We start from the raw sequence: 20,803 nt of genomic DNA on the forward strand, positions 1-20,803 counted from the left end.
TGCTAGAGTAATTTACCGTAGCCTCTGGTGAAGTCTGCGATAGGCATCGGCTTTCCGCCTTCTGGTTGGACTTCTTGGATGTCGAGCTTTCCGTCCGCGAGTTTGGCCCTGAGGATTTTGACGCGGAGTTCTTTGCCGTCATGTTTAACAAGCGTCCAAATACCGGGCCAAGGATTTAGGGCACGGATTTTCCGGTCGAGGATTATGGGATCTTCCGAGAGCGAAATCTTGCCGTTTTCGCGGGTGAGGATTTTACACAGCGTGGCCCGTTCGTGGTCCTGTTCGACCGGGACGATGTTGCCCTCGTGAAATGCTTTGAGGGTTTTGCGAAGCAACGGTTCACCGAGTGCGACAACTTTGTCGGTGAGCGTCGCGACGGTCTCGTCGTCAGCGATGTCGAGTTCTTCTTGTGCCAGAATCGGGCCGTGGTCCATGAGTGCATCGATCTTCATGATCGTCACGGCCGTCTGTTTATCACCAGCTGTAAGCGCGGCTTGCATCGGCGACGGACCGCGATATTTGGGAAGCTTCGACGGGTGGACATTGACGCAGCCTAAGCGCGGCATATCGAGCAAAGCCTGCGGGAGAATTCGACCATAGGCCACAATAACGAAAATATCAGCCTTTAGTCCTTCAATAGCTTTTAAGAAGAATTCGTCCTTAATTTTTGTTGGTTGATAAACGGGTACGCATTTTTCTAGGGCGAGGGTCTTTACGGGAGGAGGCGTCAAGATTTTCATCCGGCCAACGGGTTCGTCGGGCTGGGTGACTACGCCAACAACATGAAAATACGGGTCGTCAATTAAACCTGAAAGAAACCGGGCGGCAAATTCCGGCGTGCCGAAGAACGCGACGCGGAGCTTAGATCCGGCTTGACCCGGTCTTTCGCAGCTCTGTGGCTCGGTCAATAAAAAGGATGCCGTCAAGGTGGTCGATTTCATGTTGGAAAATGATAGCAAGAAGTCCGGTGGCCCGAACAGTGAGTTCGTTGCCGTCTTCCTGTAGTGCCTTAACGGTAACAGAACGGTGGCGTTTCACAATGCCCCAAATCCCAGGCACGGATAGGCAGCCTTCCTCACTGTCTACGAGTTTAAAGGCCCGCTCCGTGATTTCTGGGTTAATAAAGGCCGTTGGACCGTCTTTGGTCTCCGCAATGATCACACGGTCATGTACGCCCGTCTGCGGGGCCGCAATTCCCACACCGTTTTCCTCTTTCATCGTAGCTTTTAAATCGGCGATGAGTTTGTTAAATGGTTTGGTTTTCAAACGCGAAACATCTACGGGGGCGGACACCACGCGGAGTTCTTTATTTGGGTTCTTGAGGACTGGCAGAGGGGGCATAAGAGGTGTCGGGGGTGATTTTGATGGAGTCGGGGAGTAGGTGTAGCGGCAAGGCGGCGCCTTGTCCGTACGCCGAGGGGGATCTGATTTCGATTGCATCGCCATGAGGGCGAGCGAATTGTTTGAGGGATTCGGGCAGGTCGCCGAGGGTCGTGCCATCGAGGAGATAACGGGAAGCGAAGGGAGGGAGTTTGTAGCGGACGCGGAGTTCGCGTTCGTTGGTTATGAACTGATCAAGTCTGAGCATCGGCTGGATAATGTCGGGCAGCCAGGTTTGGATGATGCATTCGGCGCCTTCACGTTTTGCCAAGAGCACAAGGCGGGAAAGTTTCCTGGCCGTTTCTTCGGCGCTTCGGAAATCATCATTCTGTAGACCGAGATCGCCGGCAAGGTCAGCTACGACTCCGAGGGTCATTTTATCAAACGGTTTGTGAAAGGAGCTAAAGAAGTATTCAGTGACGAGGAGAATATTGGCGTCGGGATTTTCGATTTTGCCCTTCTCGATCACGCCGATTTTCTCGCCAGGAAATTGTTTCTGCAGGTCGTCTGAGACCTTTGCTCCGCCTATCCCGCGAAGATGAATCTTGGCCTTGCCGCAGGAGGGACAAACTTCCGGCAGCCACATCTCCGTCCCACAATGGGCGCAGACCAAATCGTCTTTCCGAACACTCGGCACGTTTCCGCACGTTCCGCATAAGGGAATGTGGCCGCAGGCTCCACATTGGAGACGCTTGGCAACACCCTTACGATTAAGGAAAAGTAGCACTTTTTTTCCTGAAAGTAAAGTCTGCTCCATGACTTCGAGTAATAAAGCGGAGATGAGGTCAAGGGAGGTACGTTCAAGGGGGTCTTTAAGGGAAACCAGGTTGCAGGTTGCAGGTTGCAGGTTAGAGAGTCCATTTAACTCCTCGAGTCGCGGTAGAGGGTCGACGAAGAAGAGTTTGGCCTTGTGTTGGGCGGCTAGAAGTTTGGCGGCTTCGCGGGCGTCGAAGCGAGGGTTCCTTCGAGTACTTGCGTGTTCGTTGTTGCCGGAGTCGAGGACCACGATGGCGGAGATTTTTTGGGCAGAAAGAAGGGAAGCTAGACGAGTACCGACAAGGAGCTTTATTTTGCCCTGTCTCCAGGCTGATGCAATTGACGACCGTTCTTTCGGTTTTGTGTGACCGTGCAGCATGGCGCCGGTGCCAACGAGTTCCACGTCGCGCTCTGTAGGAACGAGTACGAGAACCTGGTCCTTGGCAGATTTTTGTAGAGCGTGCACTAGGACCACACCGAGCGCGAAGTCACCGACGATTGCTTGGGTGGATTCTGCTTTGCCTAGTATTTCCGTAACCTGTTCGACGTCAGTACGTTTTACCGAGTGTGAGGATTTTTGAGGGACGGCAGTAAACGCGGGGGAGGCGTATGGGCTCGGGGCGAGGGCGTGAAGTAGGCTCGACGGAGATTGGGCAATGCATGAGGCGATGCGCTCGATACGTTCGACATCGCGAATGGAGCACCACTCACGTAAGGCTACGGAGCGGACGGGGGCGAGTTTGCGAGCTTCGGAGGTTAGTTTTATTCCGCGAACAACACCGACAATTTCTCGCCCGTGAAAAAGTACATTTACTAAATCGCCCACGCCGACTTCCATGGAGTCGGGGATTTGATAATCGAAAAAAGAAAAACGGCGGGGGAGGCGCAGACTAGGAATGACCTCAGCAATCACAGGACAAAATTAACCACGGCGTACCCGACGCCGAACGGTTTAGCGTAGGAGAGAAGCTCGGGCGTAGTATTCACGCCGTCTAAGGCGCCGAACAACATACAGATTTGGCGATAGGATGTGTCTTGCGCTTTAGTGATGTCATCGGGATTTACTTGGAGAAGGCCGGAGCTGTTCCTTTCCTTTAAGAAAGTAACAAGTTTTTCGTTAAAATCTTCAGCATCTTCCGCGTGTCCCATATCGCCCGTGGCGATGAGCGCGATGCGCTTGTCACTTTGCGAAACAATATGTTGGAGAGTGTTGCCAAAAGAGAAGTGGGCTTTGCCATCAAGCGATGACGGAGCGACGGGGACGATCCGAATATCTTTGAGGTGACTCGTCAAATAATGGAGAGGGACGGTGGACGGAAATGCCAGTTTTTCATCCGTTGAAAGGGAGACCGGGATGCCATTTTTTCTGGCAAATCTTTGGAGCGTATCAATGAAGCCAAAATCCGGGTGATAGGTTTTGTGATAATCCAGATCACCGACAGCTGAGAGATCAGCCGTATAAGGATCTGCTACATTAATTGAAAAAGCGTCCTCATAAACTGGCGTGCCATGAGACAGAATGACGATGGTGTCTGGATGGGCGGCATAAAGATCATCGGCGAGTTCATGCAGGGCCTCTACGGTCTCTTTGGCTTCAGGAAATCTAGTTGTATTAATTCCCGGCATGAGGAGGGGGGAATTTGGGACAAATCCAGCGAAGACGAGCATAAAATTATTTCAAGGCCGTTTGGACTTTGTCTTCAGGCGCGGACGTAAGCGGCTCGCCCAGCGGGTGCAAGTTTAAGACGCTCTGCGGAACGGTGACGATATTTTTCCAGGAGTAGCCGTAGGAGGTGAAGACAGATTCTGTCGGAATGGAGCGACGCAGGCCGTCGGAAATCACGAAAACTGCCGGAGCGTCGTTAACTTTGACGAGCATCCCGTCAGTTAGACCCACGGCACGACCTTCTTTGTACTGTTCAACGTCAATCGCGTCCGCTGGGAAGAGGGCGTCGTTCGGGAAGCGAGCCAGGAGAACACTCTTGTCCAGGACCGCGTGGCGCGTACCATTTTCAATATAGAACACCGCGCCGTTTGATTTCAACTGTAAGAGCCGACCTTGAGGGTAAAGCGTTTTGGCCGTGATAGCCTCGCCTACGTCATATGCTGAGGCGTCGCTTGAGGAGATAGCGACGACTTCATCTTCCGAGAACCCAATCGCGCGGAAGGTGTCCATGGTGTCGATATGTCTGAGCGAGTCATCGACTAGGAGTGAAATTTGTCCGGCTTCGTCCTTGACCAGCGTGTAGTTTGGCAGGCTGATTGTTTTGCCGATTGCAAAACGTTCGAGCGTGTCTTTTGAGGTTTTTACAACCAGGCTCGTGTTGAAACGCGAACGGAGTGCCGATTGGCTGGTAATCGCTCGGCGATAACCATCTTGAATCAGCCATACACCGGAATCGCCGGGGACCTGCATGAGCGTTCCGTCAGGATAATCGCGTCCGAACCATGCATTCCAAAGCGTAGCAAAATTTTTATTGCCGTGGATGTGCGGGGTGTAGGCGTAGAGGGCAGCTGTGGCTGCATTGGCAGGAATCACTGTAGTGCCATCAATGGTAACCGGTTTGCCAGGACCGTACTTTCCGTAGGTTACGCCGCGTGCGTCAATATCAGCCATGTAGCCTTCAATAAACTGTAACCCAGCTGAATTGATCTGCTTGGCGAACCCCTGGAACCGAGACATGGTGCTGTTACCAACATGACAACTGTCACAAACGCCGTAACCCGTAGCCCAATCAAGCTGTCCACGAGATGGTTCCTTGTCTGTAATTAAGCTCTGTTCTTTTTGGAGGAGGACGAGGAGAACCTGCGGATTGATACCGTAGGTTTGGCTAGTGGCGTAAATAATCTGCGCGGCGTTTCTGTAGAGACCGTTCACGTCTTCAGTTCTATAATTCGCTAGATAGCCGCGGGAAAGGAAGGCGGCGATCTGCGGAAAATCCATAGTCGATGAATCACGCATCTCTTCATCGGAAATAATATAGTTGGGGTCAAAAGCGAGGACTCGAGAGGTCGGGATGAGGGCGGGGGAGAGGAGGAGTCCAGTGGCGGCTAAAAAGGCGAACATCTTGGAATGCTGCATATACGTCCAGTATACAAAACTTACGCTTTGCCGTATACTTTGGCACATATGTTAAAGAAAATGCTTATCGGCGTTGCCATGTTTGCCACCCTCGGTCCGGGGTGTGTATCGACGCAGGTCACGGTCTCTCAAGAAAAGTTTCTTGCGTGCCAGCAGGCGGGTGGATCAACAGTGCAGGTTTATCCTCGTCGATGTCAAACAGAACATAACGTGCAATATGAAGAAGAGGCTGTTAGTAACTACGGCGATAAAATTTCGTTTATCCGTCTGAACGCCCCTTGGCCAACAGTGCCGGTGAATGGTTCGGTGACCGTAACCGGGGAAGCACGAACTTGGTATTTTGAGGCAAGTTTCCCAGTGACAGTCGAAACGCCTTCTGGTACGGTACTCGGGACCGGGATTGCGCAGGCTCAGGGAGATTGGATGACCGATGCATTTGTTCCTTTTGAAGTGACCGTCAATTTCACCCCACAACCAGCGTTCACCCAGGGGTTCATGGTCTTCCATAAAGACAATCCGTCCGGGTTGCCTGAACACGATGACTACATGAAGGTGCCGATTACATTTGGTAATTAATAATGCTATGAAACTCTCTATCGGTTCGAAGGCTCCAGAAGTTTGTCAGGCAATTATTGAGGTTCCAAAGGGATCTCAGAACAAGTACGAGTTTGATAAAGAACAGGGGATCGTGAAGCTGGACCGTGTGCTCTTTGCTCCCATGTTCTACCCCGCTGATTACGGTTTCTTCCCAGAGACCCTAGGCGGCGATGGCGACCCGATTGACGTCCTCGTGCTTGTGACGAACCCGCTTCATCCAGGGGTAGCTGTCGACGTTCGCCCCATTGGTGTGCTCGTCATGAGTGATGACAAGGGTCAGGATGAGAAGGTGCTCGCTGTAGCCAAGGACGATATCCGCTTCAAGCACATTAATGACTTGGCCGACGTGACTCAGCACATCAAAGATGAAATCGCCTTCTTCTTTCAGTACTACAAGCTACTCGAAAAGAAAGCGGTGAACATTGAAGGCTGGAAGGATGCCGCCGCAGCCAAAGCGATCATCGTTGAGGCGATGGCGAGAGCGAAGGCATAGTTTAAAAAGAAGACCCGCTCATCAAGCCTAGCTCGACGGGCGGGTTTTTACGTTTGAGTGACTTACGGACTCTGCGTCGGCGCGGACTGCTGCGCCACGAGCTCGTTAAACACTTCTGTTTTCAGCTCGTTGACCAGCTCCTCGTCTCCGACGTGCTTGAGCATGTCTTCAAGCGGGCCCTTGATCGCCTGGGCGTGCTTGGTCCGGCCCACGGTAGTCTTCATGGCGTCGAACATGTAGAGCATCCGAATGACGTCCTTGGCCATGCCGCTCACGCGGTCCTCTTCACTATCCAGCCGTCGCTGCAATTTGTCGACCGTGTTCACGAGGTTCGGCTTTTCGTACCACATGACGTCGAAGGCTTTTTCCACGAACGCATGTGTAGATCCATACCTGGCCATGATGCGCAGCGCCTGTTCAGCGGGGACCGACATCATGCTCGGCCAGGGGGTTTGGTCGGAGCGTCGGTTTTGGACACTTTGGATTTTCATCCAGCAACTTTCGTCCGGGCCATTTATAGGCGATGCCCACTCGATCTGCCAGACCAGCTTCGGGTCGCCGTCGGTGATGATGACACTACGTCTCCACCACCCGCCATGGGCAACCTTACAGTGGAAGGCAAGTGTTTCCGCTTCCAACGGGACACTCCGCGGGTCGTAGTCGTGGTGGTGGTATTCACCCATCTTAGTGAGATAGTGGTGAAGCCAGTACACATCGATGTACTCGCGTTTGTAATCTGCGAGATGGAAAAGGGTGAACATCACGCCAGCGAGGCAGAAGATACACCCGAAAAGTCCGGTTAGTCCTCCGAGAATAGTGACCACCGCATAGTCTACATCTCTAAGTTTCTCGACCAACCTTCCCATCACGACGATCGGAGCAATGATCAGGACGAGACCGATGCACGTTTGATACATCGCTGACTTTAGACCGTCCTTATAGAACAGTTTGTACGGTCGACCGGCTGCCCTTCGACAGGCATCGCATTCTTTCATCTCTTCTCCCGCAGGGCAGACTTGTTTCATTCTGCCGGGTTGGAGTGCTAGGAAGGGCTATTCCGCCGGGATGGCGGACGTTCCTTTCGAAGCACAGATGCTGGCTTTCCAGCAGGGACATGTAATCATTTTTTGCAGATAAAATCAAAAAAGAGGCCCGGGAAGCCTCTTTTTTGCTTTACTTTGTTTTGATTTCAATCTCGTCTTTCTTCGCATCGACAGTAACTGATCCGTCCTCCTTCACTTCGCCCGAGACGATCTTCATCGCTAATGGGTCAAGGATCATGTGCTGGATGACGCGCTTGAGGGGGCGGGCGCCGTAGTGAGGATCGTAGCCCTTTTCAGCGAGGAGCTTTTTCGCACGCTCCGTGACCTTGAGGGAGATGTTGCGCTGTTCTTTGAGGCGGGCAGCGACGAGTTGTAGCTGGAGGTCCACAACGCCCTCGATGTTGTCTGCCGTGAGCGCGTGGAAGACGATGATGTCGTCTATACGGTTCAAGAACTCGGGACGGAACTGATCCTTCAAGAGTTCCATGATCTTGTTTTTGGTAATGTCGCCGGCCTCCGTTTTCGATTCGCCGAAGCCGATACCGTCGAGCTTACCGTTTGAGAGGATCGCCTCAGAGCCGATGTTGCTCGTCATGATGACAATGGTGTTCTTGAAGTTGACGACTCGTCCTTTCGCGTCGGTCAATCGACCGTCTTCGAGAATCTGCAAGAGCAAGTTGAAGACCTCGGGATGAGCCTTTTCAATTTCGTCGAAGAGAACTACGGCGTAGGGATGACGGCGAACCATGTCCGTCAACTGACCGCCTTCGTCATAGCCAACGTACCCCGGGGGAGAGCCGATCATCTTGCTGACGCTGTGGCGTTCCATGTATTCGCTCATGTCGAGACGCACCAGGGACTTCTCGTCATTGAACATGAAGCCGGCCAGCGCCTTAGCAAGCTCTGTCTTTCCAACGCCAGTTGGACCTAAGAAGATGAAAGAGCCAATAGGGCGCTTCTCCTCACTGATGCCAGCGCGGGAGCGTCTGAGTGCATTGGAGACAGCGGTGATGGCCTCCTCTTGGCCAACCACGCGATGCTTTAGTTCATCTTCCATGCGCGCCAGTTTTGACATCTCGCTCTCGAGCATTTTGGAAACCGGAATGTTCGTCCAGCGGGCAACTACATGTGCAATGTCTTCTTCGGTAATGACCTCTTTGAGTAACCCGCGCTCAGCCTGGAACTTGCGAAGTTCATTCTCTAGCTTTTCGAGTTCGGTACGCTTGGCGGGAATATTGCCGTAGCGAATCTCGGCGACAATCTCCAGATTGCCCCGGCGCTCCTCAAAGTCAGCCTCGCTCGTCAATTTGTCGAGCTCAGCTTTTACCTCTCGGATTTTGCTAATGATATCTTTTTCGCCTTTCCAGCGGAGTTCAAGCGCTTCGGATTTCTCCTTAACATCGGCAAGTAGTTTCTCAATATCCTTGAGGCGATCCTTAGAATCCTTGTCTTCTTCCTTGAGGAGAGCTCGGCGTTCAATGTCGAGTCTCATCTCCTCGCGCTTGAATCGGTCGAGTTCTTCAGGCATCGACTCGATTTGGAGACGCAGGGCACTCGCGGCTTCGTCAATAAGGTCGACGGCTTTGTCCGGGAGTTGTCGGTCGGAAATGTACCGAGCTGAGAGCTCCACGGCCGAAACAATCGCGCCGTCAGCAATACGCACGCCGTGGTGAAGCTCGTATTTTTCCTTGAGACCACGCAACATGGCAATGGCATCAGGAATGTTTGGCTCATGGACAAAAATTGGCTGGAAGCGGCGTTCCAAGGCCTGATCCTTTTCAATGTACTTGTGATACTCCTTGGTCGTAGTGGCACCCACAACACGAAGCTCGCCTCGTGCGAGGGCAGGTTTGAGGAGGTTGCTCGCGTCCATAGGGGACTCGTCGCTTTTTCCTGCGCCGACCAGCATGTGAAGCTCGTCAATAAACAGAATGTACTTGCCGGACGCCTGTTGGATTTCTCGCATGACGGCCTTCAAGCGTTCTTCAAATTCCCCGCGGAACTTTGTACCAGCAATCAGCGCGCCCAAGTCGAGCGAGACCACTTCTTTGTTCTTGAGGGTCTCAGGAACGTCACCGGCAACAATACGCTGAGCGAGGCCTTCCACTATAGATGTTTTGCCTACGCCAGCTTCACCGATCAAGACCGGATTATTTTTTGTTCGTCTGGAAAGAACCTGCATGACGCGGCGAATTTCTTCGTCTCGACCAATGATCGGGTCAAGCTTGCCGTGGCGCGCGCGTTCGGTAAGATTCAAACTATATTTTTCAATGGCTTGGAATTTGGCTTCCGGTTCTGCGGAGTCCACTTTCTGTCCGCCGCGTAATTCCTTAAGAGCACCGAGAACCCGTTCTTCAGCGATAGCGTGAACGGAGAGAAGCTCATGCAGAAGACGGTCGCCAATTAAACCAAGGAACAAATGTTCCGTAGAAATATATTCATCACCAAACGATTTTGCTTTTTGGGTGGCTACTTGGAGTGCCTGGGCGAGCGGGGGAGTAAGCATGACTTGGCCGCCGGGAGCCCGTTCTACAGTTTGTACCTTAGGAAGGGACTCAAGCACGCGACCAATATCAGAACGCAAGGCCGGAATAGACACTTCCATTTTTTTAAGCACGGTGACTACGAACCCCTCTTCTTGGGCGACAAGCGAGGTTAAAAGATGGATGGGTTCGACCCCCTGCTGGCCATTGGCGTGCGCAATCATTTGCGCTTCTTGAATGGCCTCTTGAGATTTGCTGGTGAAATTATTTGGCGTCATATTAGCAATCTCTATGTTAGAGTGCTAAAGCACCCGTGTCAACTTGTTTTTCCACGCCTATTTTGTATAATAGGGACAGTCATTTTATGATCAAATCTTTTCTCAAACTTTTTGGCCCGGCCATCTTGGTATACGGTCTAAACTTCATGGCGGTAGCGACCGGAGTGTACGGAATGGTGCCGTGGTTTGATAGTGTTATGCACTTTTCGGGCGGGGTCGCTATGGCCATGTTAGCCTACGGTCTTTGGGGCATGGGCCTTGGCCTATATGACAAGAAGGTCATGGACAGTATACCCGTTCTAATTCAAGTAATTACGGTTATCGGTTTTGTTTCGTTCATTGGGGTCGCTTGGGAGTGGCATGAGTTCTTGATTGATCAAATGCACCTCAGGAATCTGGTTGCGTTTATCCCGATGCAGCCTGGAATAGGGGACACTATGAAAGATTTGTTTCTGGACATTTTAGGAGCCACCTTGTATTCAGGCGCAATGACCTTTGTTTTGCGACGCAAGTAACAGTGTTTTACGACGCAACTATGCCAACGGGTTCTCATAAAATTCTCGGGGTTCGCCTTGATGACCTAACCGAGGCGGAACTGCGCGCCAAGCTTGTTAGTTTTCTGCGCGGTGACAAACCGAAAGTTGTGGTGACGCCAAATCCGGAATTTCTGTTGTCCGCCATGCAGGACCCGGAGTTTAGAACTATTCTTGATCGCGCCGATCTGTCGATTCCCGATGGCGCTGGATTGCGCTTTGCGAGTGCCGCCCTTGAAGACATGGAGGTCCTGAAGACACGGCACACGGGCGTGGCCACACTCGAACTGTTAGCTGCACTTTGTTCGCTCGAAGGTAAACGCCTTCTGCTTTTAGGCGGTTCCGGCAAAGATCCTGAAATCGTGGCCGCTGGTTTTAAGGTTAAATTTCCTACACTCGACGTAGTGCCTCTTGATCCCGGCATTGTCGACGACGTGACACCGAGACTCTCTGAAGCAGTCCTCGCTCGTCTGGCCTCACTCGAGCCCGTCGTCATCGCTGTGGCGCTTGGACAGGGGCGGGGACGCCGGCAGGGAAAACAGGAAAAGGTGATGGCGGCCATGAAGGATAGATTACCGTCTGTACGCTTGCTGATTGGGGTTGGCGGAGCTATCCACACCCTGTCGCATCCCAAGTTGATTCCGCCGCTTGCCTGGCGCCAACGTGGAGTAGAATGGCTGTGGCGTCTGATCAAGCAACCCTGGCGTTGGCAGCGTATTGGCCGGGCGGTCGTCATTTTCCCCGTAGTTGTCGCCTGGGAAGCTCTGATGCGGAAACGATTCGTAACTGCAGTCAAACGAGTGTCACACGAATTGTTTCGATAACCCTTTTCTCTTTCTATGTCTGTTAGAACTCGCATCGCACCCTCGCCAACCGGCTACATGCACATTGGAACGCTACACACAGCGCTGTTTAATTATTTCTTCGCAAAAAAGCACGGTGGCGAGTTTATCATCCGTATTGAAGATACGGATCAGAAGCGTTTAGTAGATGGCGCTGTCGAAAACCTCTTGCAGACCATGAAGATACTGGGTCTCACACATGACGAGGGTCCGGTGTTGCTCGCTGACGGTACGCTTGATGAAAAAGGCGCGTTCGGCCCGTATGTGCAGTCACAGCGGCTCGAGCTTTATAAACGGCACGCCGAGCAATTGCTTGCGGAAGGACATGCCTATCGCTGTTTTTGTACTTCTGCGAGGCTCGAAGAGATGCGCGCGGTACAAACCGCCGCCAAGCAGACACCGAGATATGACCGCACGTGTTTGAAAATGTCGCCGGCTGAAGTACAGGCGAAGATTTCCGCGGGCGAGACGTTTGTTCTTCGCATGCAGGTTCCGGAAGGGTCGACCACCTTTAATGATTTGGTGCGCGGCAACGTGACTATCAGCCACAACGAAATCGACGACCAGGTGATTATGAAGACAGACGGTTTTCCTACATACCACTTGGCGGTAGTCGTCGATGATCACCTCATGGACATTACGCATGTGTTGCGCGGCGAGGAGTGGTTGCCGAGCACGCCCAAGCAGACAATTCTGTACGCTATGTTTGGTTGGAAGGCGCCGGAATTCGGGCACGTTCCGCTCTTGCTGAATGCAGATAAGTCGAAACTCTCAAAGCGTCAGGGGGATGTTGCAGTCGAGGATTACTTAAAGAAGGGCTACTTGCCACAGACGCTGATTAACTTTGTGGGCACGCTCGGCTTTAACCCGAAGTCTGATCAAGAACTCTACACGCTCTCCGAGCTCACGGAATTGTTTGATATCTCGCGCGTAAATAAGGGCGGCGCGGTGTTGAACCACGAGAAACTGGACTGGATGAACCATCACTACGTGAATGCGCTGGGGAATGACGCGCTTCTCGCAACACTCGCTGCGTTCGCTCCAGAGCTCGACTTGGCAGATGAGACCGCCAAGAGAGCGGTGATTGTGGAAAAGTCCCGTGTGAATACACTGGTTGAACTCGTAGCGGCCGCGCATAATAAATTGGCGTTGCCGGAATACAATGCAACTATTCTGGTATGGAAAAAAGCAGATGCCGCAGATGCAAAACTTCAGCTTTCTGGCGTGAAGGAGTTTCTCTCGGCGAGTGACGAGCAGGTCTTTGCGGATATTCTGGTTCTCGAGAAGAGCGTAAAAGAGTATATTAGCAACAAGGGACTATCCGCCGGTAATGTGTTGTGGCCATTGCGCGTGTCTCTGTCCGGCGCTGAAAAGTCTGCAAGTCCATTCGAGCTCCTTTGGGCTTTAGGGAAGAACGAATCGATTAAGCGGATGACGCTGGCTATTGAAAGACTGGACTAGTGTTTTGCGACACTTGTTGGATAATGGTTGGACACCGGAAACCCGATGGTCATATGCGTCGATGGGGGATAGGGGAGACACTCATGGTTATTGCCCTGCTCGCAAGTGCTGCGAGTCCTGCTTTCGTGTCGGCGGAAAATGATCCTGTAGATCCAGCTCAGTTGCAAAAAGAAATTGCTGACCGTAAGGCACAAATTCAAACTATTAATTCTAAACTTGGAGACTACAAAAAGAAAATAGTTGAGTACGCGAAGAAATCATCATCGCTCATGAATGAGATCGCGTTGATTGAGAATGACACGGCCATGGGCCAGCTTGATGTTCTGGCTACGGAGGCTGAAGTTGATACCGCTCAGTTGGAGCTACAGATTGTGAATGGCCAGATTGATGAAACGAACGCGAAACTCACGCATGAACGTGATTTACTCGCTAGCATGCTGTTGGCTATTCATAAACAAGACGCTCAAGGTGGCGCCTTTGAGCTTCTGGTTAACGCTAAAACGTTCGATGACGTGTTTAAGGCCGCCTCGGACCTTCATGCGGTGAATGGCGATTTACGGAAGACAGTCGCCGCCACAAAGACCACCCGTGAGTCGCTGCAGGATGACCTTGAAACACAGACGGATAAGCTGCAAGGACTTGAAGAGCTTAGAGTGAAGCTCGAAGTCCAGATTCGTCGGCTGCAGGAAAAGAAAGCCGCAAAGGAAGTGTTGGCCGCGCAGACTCAAAGCTCAGAACAAGAATACCGAGAATTAGTTGGCGAACTAAGACAAGAGCAACAAGCCATCGCATACCGCATTAACGAACTGCAGAACGAAGTTGATGCCAGTATTGATCTAAGCGACCCAAATCCGAGCGCCATTACTTGGCCGGTTCGTGGAATCATCACTACATTATTTCACGACCCTACGTACCCGTTCAGATACCTGTTCGAACATTCCGGACTAGATATCGCCGTACCGCAGGGCACGCCGCTTGAAGCAGCTGCGCCGGGTGTTGTCGCTTGGGCACGTACCGGAACCCGGGATTACGGTAACTATGTCATGATCATTCACACTAACGGTTTAGCCACGCTGTACGCGCACTTGTCGCGAATTGACGTGAAGCAGGATCAGATTGTGAGTCGCGGGGATATTATTGGGTTATCAGGCGGCAGGCCTGGTAGTCCTGGTGCAGGCTTGTCTACGGGACCGCACGTGCACTTTGAGGTGCGTAAAGGAGGCATTCCAGTAAACCCACTTCCTTTTTTACCTAAATAGACCTGTATTGGTAGCCCTCGTTTAACACAGCGCATTTAAATCGGTCGTCGTATTTTCGCGTGTAGGGACGAGCGAGTTAACACCTAGGAGGTAGTCTAGGTTCATCGTGGTCAAAACTACTCAGTAATAGCGATTCGTTAAATAGAGCGGATAGTGGAGAACAAGGCGTATTACTGAGATTTACTCCTATATAGGATGATTACAGCCCTGTAGTGTCGTAGAAGATATATTGTGCGACGCCACTTTACTTTCTTTTTTTATCCTCAATACAACCCAATTAACATCCCCCACTACCCCGTCTATCAAAAGCGTAGAGGTGGGTGGATCTCGAACTTCTTGTCGCTCCCTCTACCGTGAATTTAACTTGTCGCCGAATTGTTCGTTCTCGTTTTCTCGATCGTATAAAACAAATGACCGACAGAGCGAAAGCCTGTCGGTCATTTTTCCTATTCCAGTCCCCCACCGTTTTAAACGCTCTGGAATGTTTTGAGGTCTGCTAGTACCTCTGCAATATGTTCTGCGGGCTTTACACCTTGATAAACCTTCTGCACGGCGCCTTCGGGGTTGATGAGATACGTGTTGCGATAAATGCCCTCGTAGTTACGGCCCATGAATTTCTTCTGACCGAATGAACCGTAGGCTTTCGCGATAACGTTGTCTGTATCGACGAGAAGTGGAAACTTCAGTTTGTGCTTAGAGGCAAACTTGCCGTGGCTCGACTGCGTGTCACCGGATACACCAAGGACGACTGTGCCGATGTCTGTCAGGTCTTGCGTGGCATCACGGAACGAACAGACCTCAACTGTACAGCCAGGCGTCATATCCTTTGGGTAGAAAAACAGGACGACCCATTTACCGCGGTACATGTCGAGCGAGTGCGTCTTGCCATCTTGATCGATCATGGAAAAGGCAGGAGCTGTTTTCTGTTCAAGTTCATGCATAGGATATGTTTTGTGACGTCCTCAGGTTATCGAGGAATTTCTATTTTGTTTTGAGAGGTATATTGATACCCCCAGTTTAACACAACGCATTTAAATCGGTCGCTATTTTCGTCCAAAATCATCATCGAACCGTTCAATGTCATCTTCCCCAAAATATGTTCCGCGCTGGACCTCGATTACCATGAGCGGTTCGTCTCCGGGATTCGCGAGACGATGTTTTGAACCTTGCACGATAAGAATGGTGTCGCCAGGAACGTGTCGTGTTGTGACATCGTCGAGTGTAATGTCCGCGATGCCAGCAATGACCACCCAATGTTCGGTACGCTGCTTGTGGCGCTGATACGAAATGCGCTTGCCGGGATGTAAAATGAGACGCTTCACCTTATGGTTCTGCGTGTCCTCTAAAACAATGAACCGTCCCCAGGGACGATCTTCCGCGTAACCGGCCGGTAATAAAATAAATTGCTCCATACAACCAGAATAGCTTACTTCATGTACACGCGATTGCCAAACCGCAGATCAATGTAGGACATTCCTTCAATCTCTTGCTGTTGCGAAAGGACCGAGGAAAACGTCCGCAACTGTTCATTTATAGGGTGTTCTAGGTCAACATAGATGACGTATGGTTTTTCGATTGTATCGACAAAAAGCCAGGTATCTTTGCGTTTTTCAAGCTCGTACCGATGTGGCGTAAGGCCAAGCGCCCGCAGGCCCTTATCAAGCTCGCCAAGCGCCGTGAGCATCTTTGGTGAATAAATCGGTTCGTTCAAATCAGCCTGAACTCCTTCGCGCAGGAGAATTTTTGGAATCTTATCTAAAGGCAGGGCAGGGGGAAGCGCTCGGGAATCAAGAAGCGCTATTTCATCGCTAGAAAGAGACCGTAAAACCTGCCCTCCAAGGTCAGTTAAGAGCCAATTGTCGTTTGAATGGACAAGTACCATAACCACGTCTTCGTTAATTGCGACGTGGAGCGTGTTGCCGTTGATTACAATATCAGCATGATCAATAGGGAGGTTGCGGGTCAGCCGATCCGCCAGCTTATTCGGGCTAAAGAGCAGCTTATTTGAACGTGTAAAAAACAGGGCAACGCGTTCAGCCAACTCGTCCTCGATTTCTTTTTTTACCACGCTTTGATCAAGGCACGCTGTGCCGGCTATATCAATGGTCGAGAGGGTGAACTGCGGCTGTGACAATATCCGCACGCCGAGCGTACCTCCGCCAAGCGGCAGCGCGATGGCAGAAAAGCCGAACAGCCATCGCTTCCAGCGAGGCATTTTTGGCGCGGGGAAGAGGGGATTGGTCCTCCCCTCTCCTCCCCTGCCCTTGGCAATAGATGCTCGAAAGAAATCACGCATGCTGCTATTTTAACCGACGATAACTCTCGGGAGAAGCGGATTGATCCTGGTGACGACTTCGTAATTGATTGTACCTAGTTTTTCGGCCAGCTCGTCTGCGAGAATAGTTTGCACACCATCACGACCGAGTAAAGTGACGGGTGTTTGTGGTGACAATGTTCCAGGAACAGTCGACACATCCACCATCATCATGTTCATGCAAATACGGCCGAGAACTGGGCATCGTGTCCCGTGGATGATAACGGAGCCGTTGTTCGAGAAGCCTCTGTCAAAGCCGTCGTAATACCCTACCGGGAGCACAGCTACTCTGGTTAGTCGGTTCACGATCACCGTTGGGCCGTAGCCGATAGCAGCACCAGCGTGGACATCCTTTACTTGGGCGATAGATGTCTTCCAAGACAATACCGGCTTTAAGTCGGCGTGGCGCTTACCAAGCGTGCCAGCGCGTTTTGCGTCAGTCGATGGCCACAAACCGTAGAGGTTAATGCCGTAACGAATGTGCGTACCATGGTTCAGTTCATGTATGATGCCGGCCGCCGAGCACGCAATATGTAGGTGTTCGGGTTGATGGCCTTTGCGCGTAATTTCATTAACCGCCTTCCAAAAGACGTCATATTGCCCCGCGGTGACTTTTGCGAGTGACAAGTCCTCGGCGCTCGAAAGATGAGAAGCGACACTGACGACGTAAACAAGACCGCAAGAAAACTTCAGTTCATCAAGCAGTCCGGCGAGTTCCCTTTCCTCGGCGCCCAGTCTGTGCAACCCGGTTTCAACCTCAAGCGTAATCATGGCAGGGATACTAAGCGTCCGAGCCGTTTCTCGAATAGCCTTAAGTTCCGCCAGACTAGCGACCATTTGAATCATCTTTCCTCGCACCACGTCATCGAGTCTTTCAGGGATGGTCGCGCCCATGATGAAGATAACGGCGTTTGGGTTCTGTGAGCGCACGATCATCGCTTCGTCAACGCTGTCAACGCCGTAGAGTTCGACATTCTCATTCTTGAGGACCGAAACGACCTCTGTTAGGCCGTGACCGTAGGCGTTCGCTTTCACGACTGCACAAAAACGAACGCCAGGATTTAGCGTTCGCTTCAGTTCAGATACATTATGCTGAAGCGCCGGGGCGGAGATTTCAACCCAGGTGCGATGGCGCATAGTTAGCTGATTTTTGCCTTGCCGCCCATGAATGGCCTCAAGACTTCTGGAATCGTGACCGAACCGTCGGCGTTCTGGAAGTTTTCGAGAATGACGGCCATGATGCGGCCGATAGCGAAGGCGGTGCCATTCAAGGTATGTACGAACATAGTCTCCCCTGCCCCAGTTTTGTACCGAGTGTTCAGACGGCGGGATTGAAAGTCAGTGCACGTGCTGGTCGAATGCGTTTCACGGTAGGTGTCCTGCGTTGGCATCCAGCACTCGATGTCGTATTTGCGAGCCGCCGGGAGACCCAGATCCCCGGTGCACTGTTTGATGACGCGGTACGGCACGCCGAGACCCTTTACCAAGTCTTCCTCGATCGAAAGAAGCAATTCGTGCTCAGCATCCGAATTTTCCGGCGTGGTATAGCTGAACATTTCAATCTTCTGGAATTCGTGCATGCGAATTATGCCTTTTGTGTCCTTCCCATAGCTGCCCGCCTCGCGACGGAAGGCGTTTGATAAACTCACGTAACGAAGCGGCAATTTCTTCTCGCTCAAAATTTGATCTACATGCAAGCCGCCGAGCGGTTGTTCGGCTGTGCCGATGAGGTAGAGGTTATCTTTCGGGAAGTAATAAATTTCATCGTGGCCGCCGTGCTCCAGGTAACCCATGGCGCGCATCGTGTGGGCGTTCACAAGGTGCGGAACAACGACCGGAGTAAAGCCGCTCTGCATGACGCGACCCATGGCGTACTGAACAATCGCGTAGGCTAAGCCTGCGCCGTCGCCAATCAAATAGTTGAAACGGGAGGCGCTAACCTTTGCCGCCTGCTCAACGTCGATAATGCCCAAAGCTTCGCCAAGTTGAAGGTGATCCTTGATCGGAAAATCAAAAACCGGCTTCTCGCCAACCTCACGCAAAACCTCGTTTTCAGACTCGTCTTTGCCGATCTTCACGTCTGCAAGCGAAGGGTTAGGAATATGGAAGAGCAAGTTTTCAAGGTCAGTCTCGATAGGCGTCAGCTCCGAGGAGAGAACGCTCGCTCGCTGATCGACTTCACGCATTGAACCGATGAGTTGCTTACGTTCTTCTGCTGTGGCCATGGGGATGCGCTTTGAAACGTCATTTTTCTGGGCATTGATGCCTTCCAGCTCTGTTTTAAGCAGCCGAACGCGGCGGTCAAGCTCAAGGATTCGCTCGACATCTATTTCAATATTCTTGGCGCGCGAGGCGTCGCGGAAGAAATTTGGATTCTCACGAAACAGTTTCATGTCGATCATACGATTTTCGAGGACTTGTATTTATCTGGTTCGAACGGTGAGAGCGTAACAGTCTTTACTTGTTTACCAGTTTTCTCAAGAAACTTCAAAAAGTTTTCCTTCAGTTCAACCTGGTCATAGCCAAAGGCAACAATGTCCGGATGCACGCGATTGAGAATATTATAGGTGCCATTTTCTTTGTCACTGGTCGCGATCTGATCAACCAGTCCGCTGGCCATGAGTGCGTCACGGCGCTCTTCAAAAAGGAACTTCGGCATACGCCCCTTGATCCGCTCGATGACGTTGTCAGGCGCGAGAGCCGCAACCACATGCTCGCCCTGTCCCCTAGCTTGTTTTAACATCGCCTCGTGGCCGGGGTGCAGACCATCGAACGAACCGAAAACTAAGACGGTCTTCATACTTGGTCGGGTTTTTCCGGTTTCAACGTTGGGAACAAAATAACTTCCTTCAAGTTTGGTGCGCCGGTTAAGAAGGCAACGAATCTGTCGATACCGATGCCCACGCCGCTGGTTGGCGGCATGGCGTGCTCGATAGCTGATAGGAAAGCTTCGTCCAGGTGCTGAGCCTCCTCGCTCCCCTCTTCGCGGAGCTGTTCTTGGGCGACAAACCGGGCGCGTTGATCGATCGGGTCATTTAGCTCATGGTAGTACGCATTAACTACTTCCGCGCCCTGGATGACGAGCTGGACGGTTGAGCTCCTTGTTTTATCAACTGGGTGAGCTTTCGCGAGCGGCTTCAAATCAACGGGATAGTCAAAAATCCAAATAGGACCTTCAAGCGTCGGTCGAGCCGTCCGCTTCCAGAGTTCATCAAGATGTTCGCCCATGCCAACGCACTTACTGAAGTCGATCTTGACCTTTGCCTTTTTTACCGCAGCAACAACGTCTTTGGTCGAGGTCAGTTCGTCTATATCGATTCCGCAAGCGTCGAGAATCGCCTCGCGGAATGTCTTACGGGGCCATGGTCCTGCGAAGTCGATCTCCTTAGAGCTTTCCGAAGCCGCGACTTTCAGCGTTCCGAGACTCTCAGCAATCACCGTGGTCAACAATTCTTCAAGAAATGAAATAAACGCATCTTTGTTCGCGTAGGCCCAGTAGAGCTCCAGCATGGTGAACTCCGGGTTGTGCGAGTAGTCAATCCCTTCATTTCTAAAGCAACGGCCAATCTCATAAATCTTTTCGAAACCGCCAACCACTAGACGCTTCAAGTAAAGTTCAGGCGCGATACGCAAAAAGAAATCCGCACCAAGGGCGTTGTGATGGGTGACAAACGGCCTGGCCGAAGCGCCACCGGGGATTGGCTGTAGGATAGGCGTTTCGACCTCAAGAAAACCTCGAGTATCCAGATAGGCGCGCAGACCCGAGACAATCTTCGAGCGAATACGGAAACGTTCGCGCACGGCGGCGTTCACAATGAGATCAAGCTCGCGCTCTCGATAGCGAGTTTCGACGTCTGACAGCCCATGCCACTTCTCGGGGAGCGGCTTAAGAGCCTTCGACAAAATTCGGATAGCGGTCACGAGTACGGACTTCTCGCCGGTTTTAGTGACATAGGCTCGCCCCTTGGCCTCAAGGATATCGCCCACGTCAGCGTGCGACAAAAAGAAATCGTACTCGGTCTCTAAATCGGTTTTCCGCAAAACAACCTGCATCACACCGGAGTCATCCTGGACTTTTAAGAACGACAACGCGCCAATATCCCGAATGGCCATGGCTCGGCCGCAGATGACAATTGTTTCTTCGGACTTCTCAAGCTGCTCGAATGACGCGAGAGCTTCGGTCACGAGGTGTGTCCGCTCGGAATTATCCGGATACGGATTGACGTTACTTGTCTGAAGAGACTGTAACCGTGTTAACCGGTCCTGTTCTTCGCGAGTCATA

Annotated in this window: 20 protein-coding genes; 6 read left to right on the top strand and 14 right to left on the bottom strand. The window is 51.8% G+C overall.

Features of this window, described 5'->3' with window-relative positions; all coding sequences use genetic code 11:
* Positions 1-2: 2 nt before the first annotated feature.
* Genes fmt through WC813_01965 form a run of 5 tightly spaced genes read right to left on the bottom strand, consistent with a single transcriptional unit; the run spans position 3 to position 5,218 of the window.
* Complete coding sequence (fmt, locus tag WC813_01945; protein MFA5946762.1) at positions 3-941, bottom strand: methionyl-tRNA formyltransferase; 939 nt, start codon at positions 939-941, stop codon at positions 3-5.
* Positions 862-1,341, bottom strand: a complete 480-nt coding sequence (gene def / locus WC813_01950; GenBank protein MFA5946763.1) for a peptide deformylase — start codon at positions 1,339-1,341, stop codon at positions 862-864. The genes fmt and def overlap by 80 nt, the downstream gene beginning before the upstream one ends.
* Entirely contained in the window at positions 1,307-3,049 is a 1,743-nt protein-coding gene (locus WC813_01955; protein ID MFA5946764.1) for a helicase-related protein, read from the bottom strand. The genes def and WC813_01955 overlap by 35 nt, the downstream gene beginning before the upstream one ends.
* Positions 3,046-3,804 carry a class III extradiol dioxygenase subunit B-like domain-containing protein gene (locus tag WC813_01960; protein MFA5946765.1) on the bottom strand — a complete coding sequence of 253 codons (759 nt, stop codon included), beginning with the start codon at positions 3,802-3,804 and terminating at the stop codon, positions 3,046-3,048. Before WC813_01960 ends, WC813_01955 begins: the two co-directional genes overlap by 4 nt.
* Positions 3,805-3,808: 4 nt before the next feature.
* Positions 3,809-5,218 (bottom strand): hypothetical protein, encoded by a 1,410-nt coding sequence (locus WC813_01965; GenBank protein MFA5946766.1) that lies wholly within the window; start codon positions 5,216-5,218, stop codon positions 3,809-3,811.
* 48 nt (positions 5,219-5,266) lie between these two features.
* On the opposite strand from WC813_01965, the gene WC813_01970 reads away from it, so the two are divergent.
* Positions 5,267-5,794, top strand: a complete 528-nt coding sequence (locus WC813_01970; protein ID MFA5946767.1) for a Gmad2 immunoglobulin-like domain-containing protein — start codon at positions 5,267-5,269, stop codon at positions 5,792-5,794.
* Positions 5,795-5,801: 7 nt separating this feature from the next.
* Positions 5,802-6,308 (top strand): inorganic diphosphatase, encoded by a 507-nt coding sequence (locus WC813_01975; GenBank protein MFA5946768.1) that lies wholly within the window; start codon positions 5,802-5,804, stop codon positions 6,306-6,308.
* Positions 6,309-6,370: 62 nt separating this feature from the next.
* On the opposite strand, the gene WC813_01980 is transcribed toward WC813_01975, so the two are convergent.
* The gene (locus tag WC813_01980; protein MFA5946769.1) at positions 6,371-7,303 is read right to left on the bottom strand and encodes a hypothetical protein; all 933 of its coding nucleotides are present in this window, start codon (positions 7,301-7,303) and stop codon (positions 6,371-6,373) included.
* 178 nt (positions 7,304-7,481) lie between these two features.
* Entirely contained in the window at positions 7,482-10,112 is a 2,631-nt protein-coding gene (clpB, locus tag WC813_01985; protein MFA5946770.1) for an ATP-dependent chaperone ClpB, read from the bottom strand.
* A gap of 86 nt (positions 10,113-10,198) precedes the next feature.
* Here clpB and WC813_01990 point away from each other — a divergent pair, with 86 nt between their 5' ends.
* Genes WC813_01990 through WC813_02005 form a run of 4 tightly spaced genes read left to right on the top strand, consistent with a single transcriptional unit; the run spans position 10,199 to position 14,207 of the window.
* Positions 10,199-10,627 (top strand): hypothetical protein, encoded by a 429-nt coding sequence (locus WC813_01990; GenBank protein MFA5946771.1) that lies wholly within the window; start codon positions 10,199-10,201, stop codon positions 10,625-10,627.
* Positions 10,628-10,647: 20 nt separating this feature from the next.
* Positions 10,648-11,469 carry a WecB/TagA/CpsF family glycosyltransferase gene (locus tag WC813_01995; GenBank protein ID MFA5946772.1) on the top strand — a complete coding sequence of 274 codons (822 nt, stop codon included), beginning with the start codon at positions 10,648-10,650 and terminating at the stop codon, positions 11,467-11,469.
* A 15-nt stretch (positions 11,470-11,484) separates the two neighbouring features.
* Positions 11,485-12,948, top strand: a complete 1,464-nt coding sequence (gene gltX, locus WC813_02000; GenBank protein MFA5946773.1) for a glutamate--tRNA ligase — start codon at positions 11,485-11,487, stop codon at positions 12,946-12,948.
* Between the two features lie 53 nt (positions 12,949-13,001).
* Positions 13,002-14,207, top strand: coding sequence for a peptidoglycan DD-metalloendopeptidase family protein (locus tag WC813_02005; protein ID MFA5946774.1), 1,206 nt, complete (start codon positions 13,002-13,004; stop codon positions 14,205-14,207).
* A gap of 467 nt (positions 14,208-14,674) precedes the next feature.
* On the opposite strand, the gene bcp is transcribed toward WC813_02005, so the two are convergent.
* The 7 genes from bcp to lysS form a co-directional block, all read right to left on the bottom strand.
* On the bottom strand, positions 14,675-15,148 hold the full coding sequence (gene bcp / locus WC813_02010; protein ID MFA5946775.1) for a thioredoxin-dependent thiol peroxidase: 474 nt from the start codon (positions 15,146-15,148) through the stop codon (positions 14,675-14,677).
* 102 nt (positions 15,149-15,250) lie between these two features.
* Positions 15,251-15,619, bottom strand: a complete 369-nt coding sequence (locus tag WC813_02015) for a phosphomannose isomerase type II C-terminal cupin domain (protein MFA5946776.1) — start codon at positions 15,617-15,619, stop codon at positions 15,251-15,253.
* A gap of 14 nt (positions 15,620-15,633) precedes the next feature.
* Complete coding sequence (locus WC813_02020) at positions 15,634-16,503, bottom strand: hypothetical protein (GenBank protein ID MFA5946777.1); 870 nt, start codon at positions 16,501-16,503, stop codon at positions 15,634-15,636.
* A 9-nt stretch (positions 16,504-16,512) separates the two neighbouring features.
* The gene (gene alr / locus WC813_02025) at positions 16,513-17,658 is read right to left on the bottom strand and encodes an alanine racemase (GenBank protein ID MFA5946778.1); all 1,146 of its coding nucleotides are present in this window, start codon (positions 17,656-17,658) and stop codon (positions 16,513-16,515) included.
* A 2-nt stretch (positions 17,659-17,660) separates the two neighbouring features.
* Positions 17,661-18,923 (bottom strand): serine--tRNA ligase, encoded by a 1,263-nt coding sequence (gene serS, locus WC813_02030; GenBank protein MFA5946779.1) that lies wholly within the window; start codon positions 18,921-18,923, stop codon positions 17,661-17,663.
* Positions 18,920-19,321, bottom strand: coding sequence for an adenylyltransferase/cytidyltransferase family protein (locus WC813_02035; protein MFA5946780.1), 402 nt, complete (start codon positions 19,319-19,321; stop codon positions 18,920-18,922). The genes serS and WC813_02035 overlap by 4 nt, the downstream gene beginning before the upstream one ends.
* The gene (gene lysS, locus WC813_02040; protein MFA5946781.1) at positions 19,318-20,802 is read right to left on the bottom strand and encodes a lysine--tRNA ligase; all 1,485 of its coding nucleotides are present in this window, start codon (positions 20,800-20,802) and stop codon (positions 19,318-19,320) included. The genes WC813_02035 and lysS overlap by 4 nt, the downstream gene beginning before the upstream one ends.
* Position 20,803 lies beyond the last annotated feature (1 nt).

Source organism: Patescibacteria group bacterium, assembly GCA_041659765.1.
In the GTDB taxonomy this organism is placed as follows: domain Bacteria; phylum Patescibacteriota; class Patescibacteriia; order UBA9934; family UBA9934; genus JAGORL01.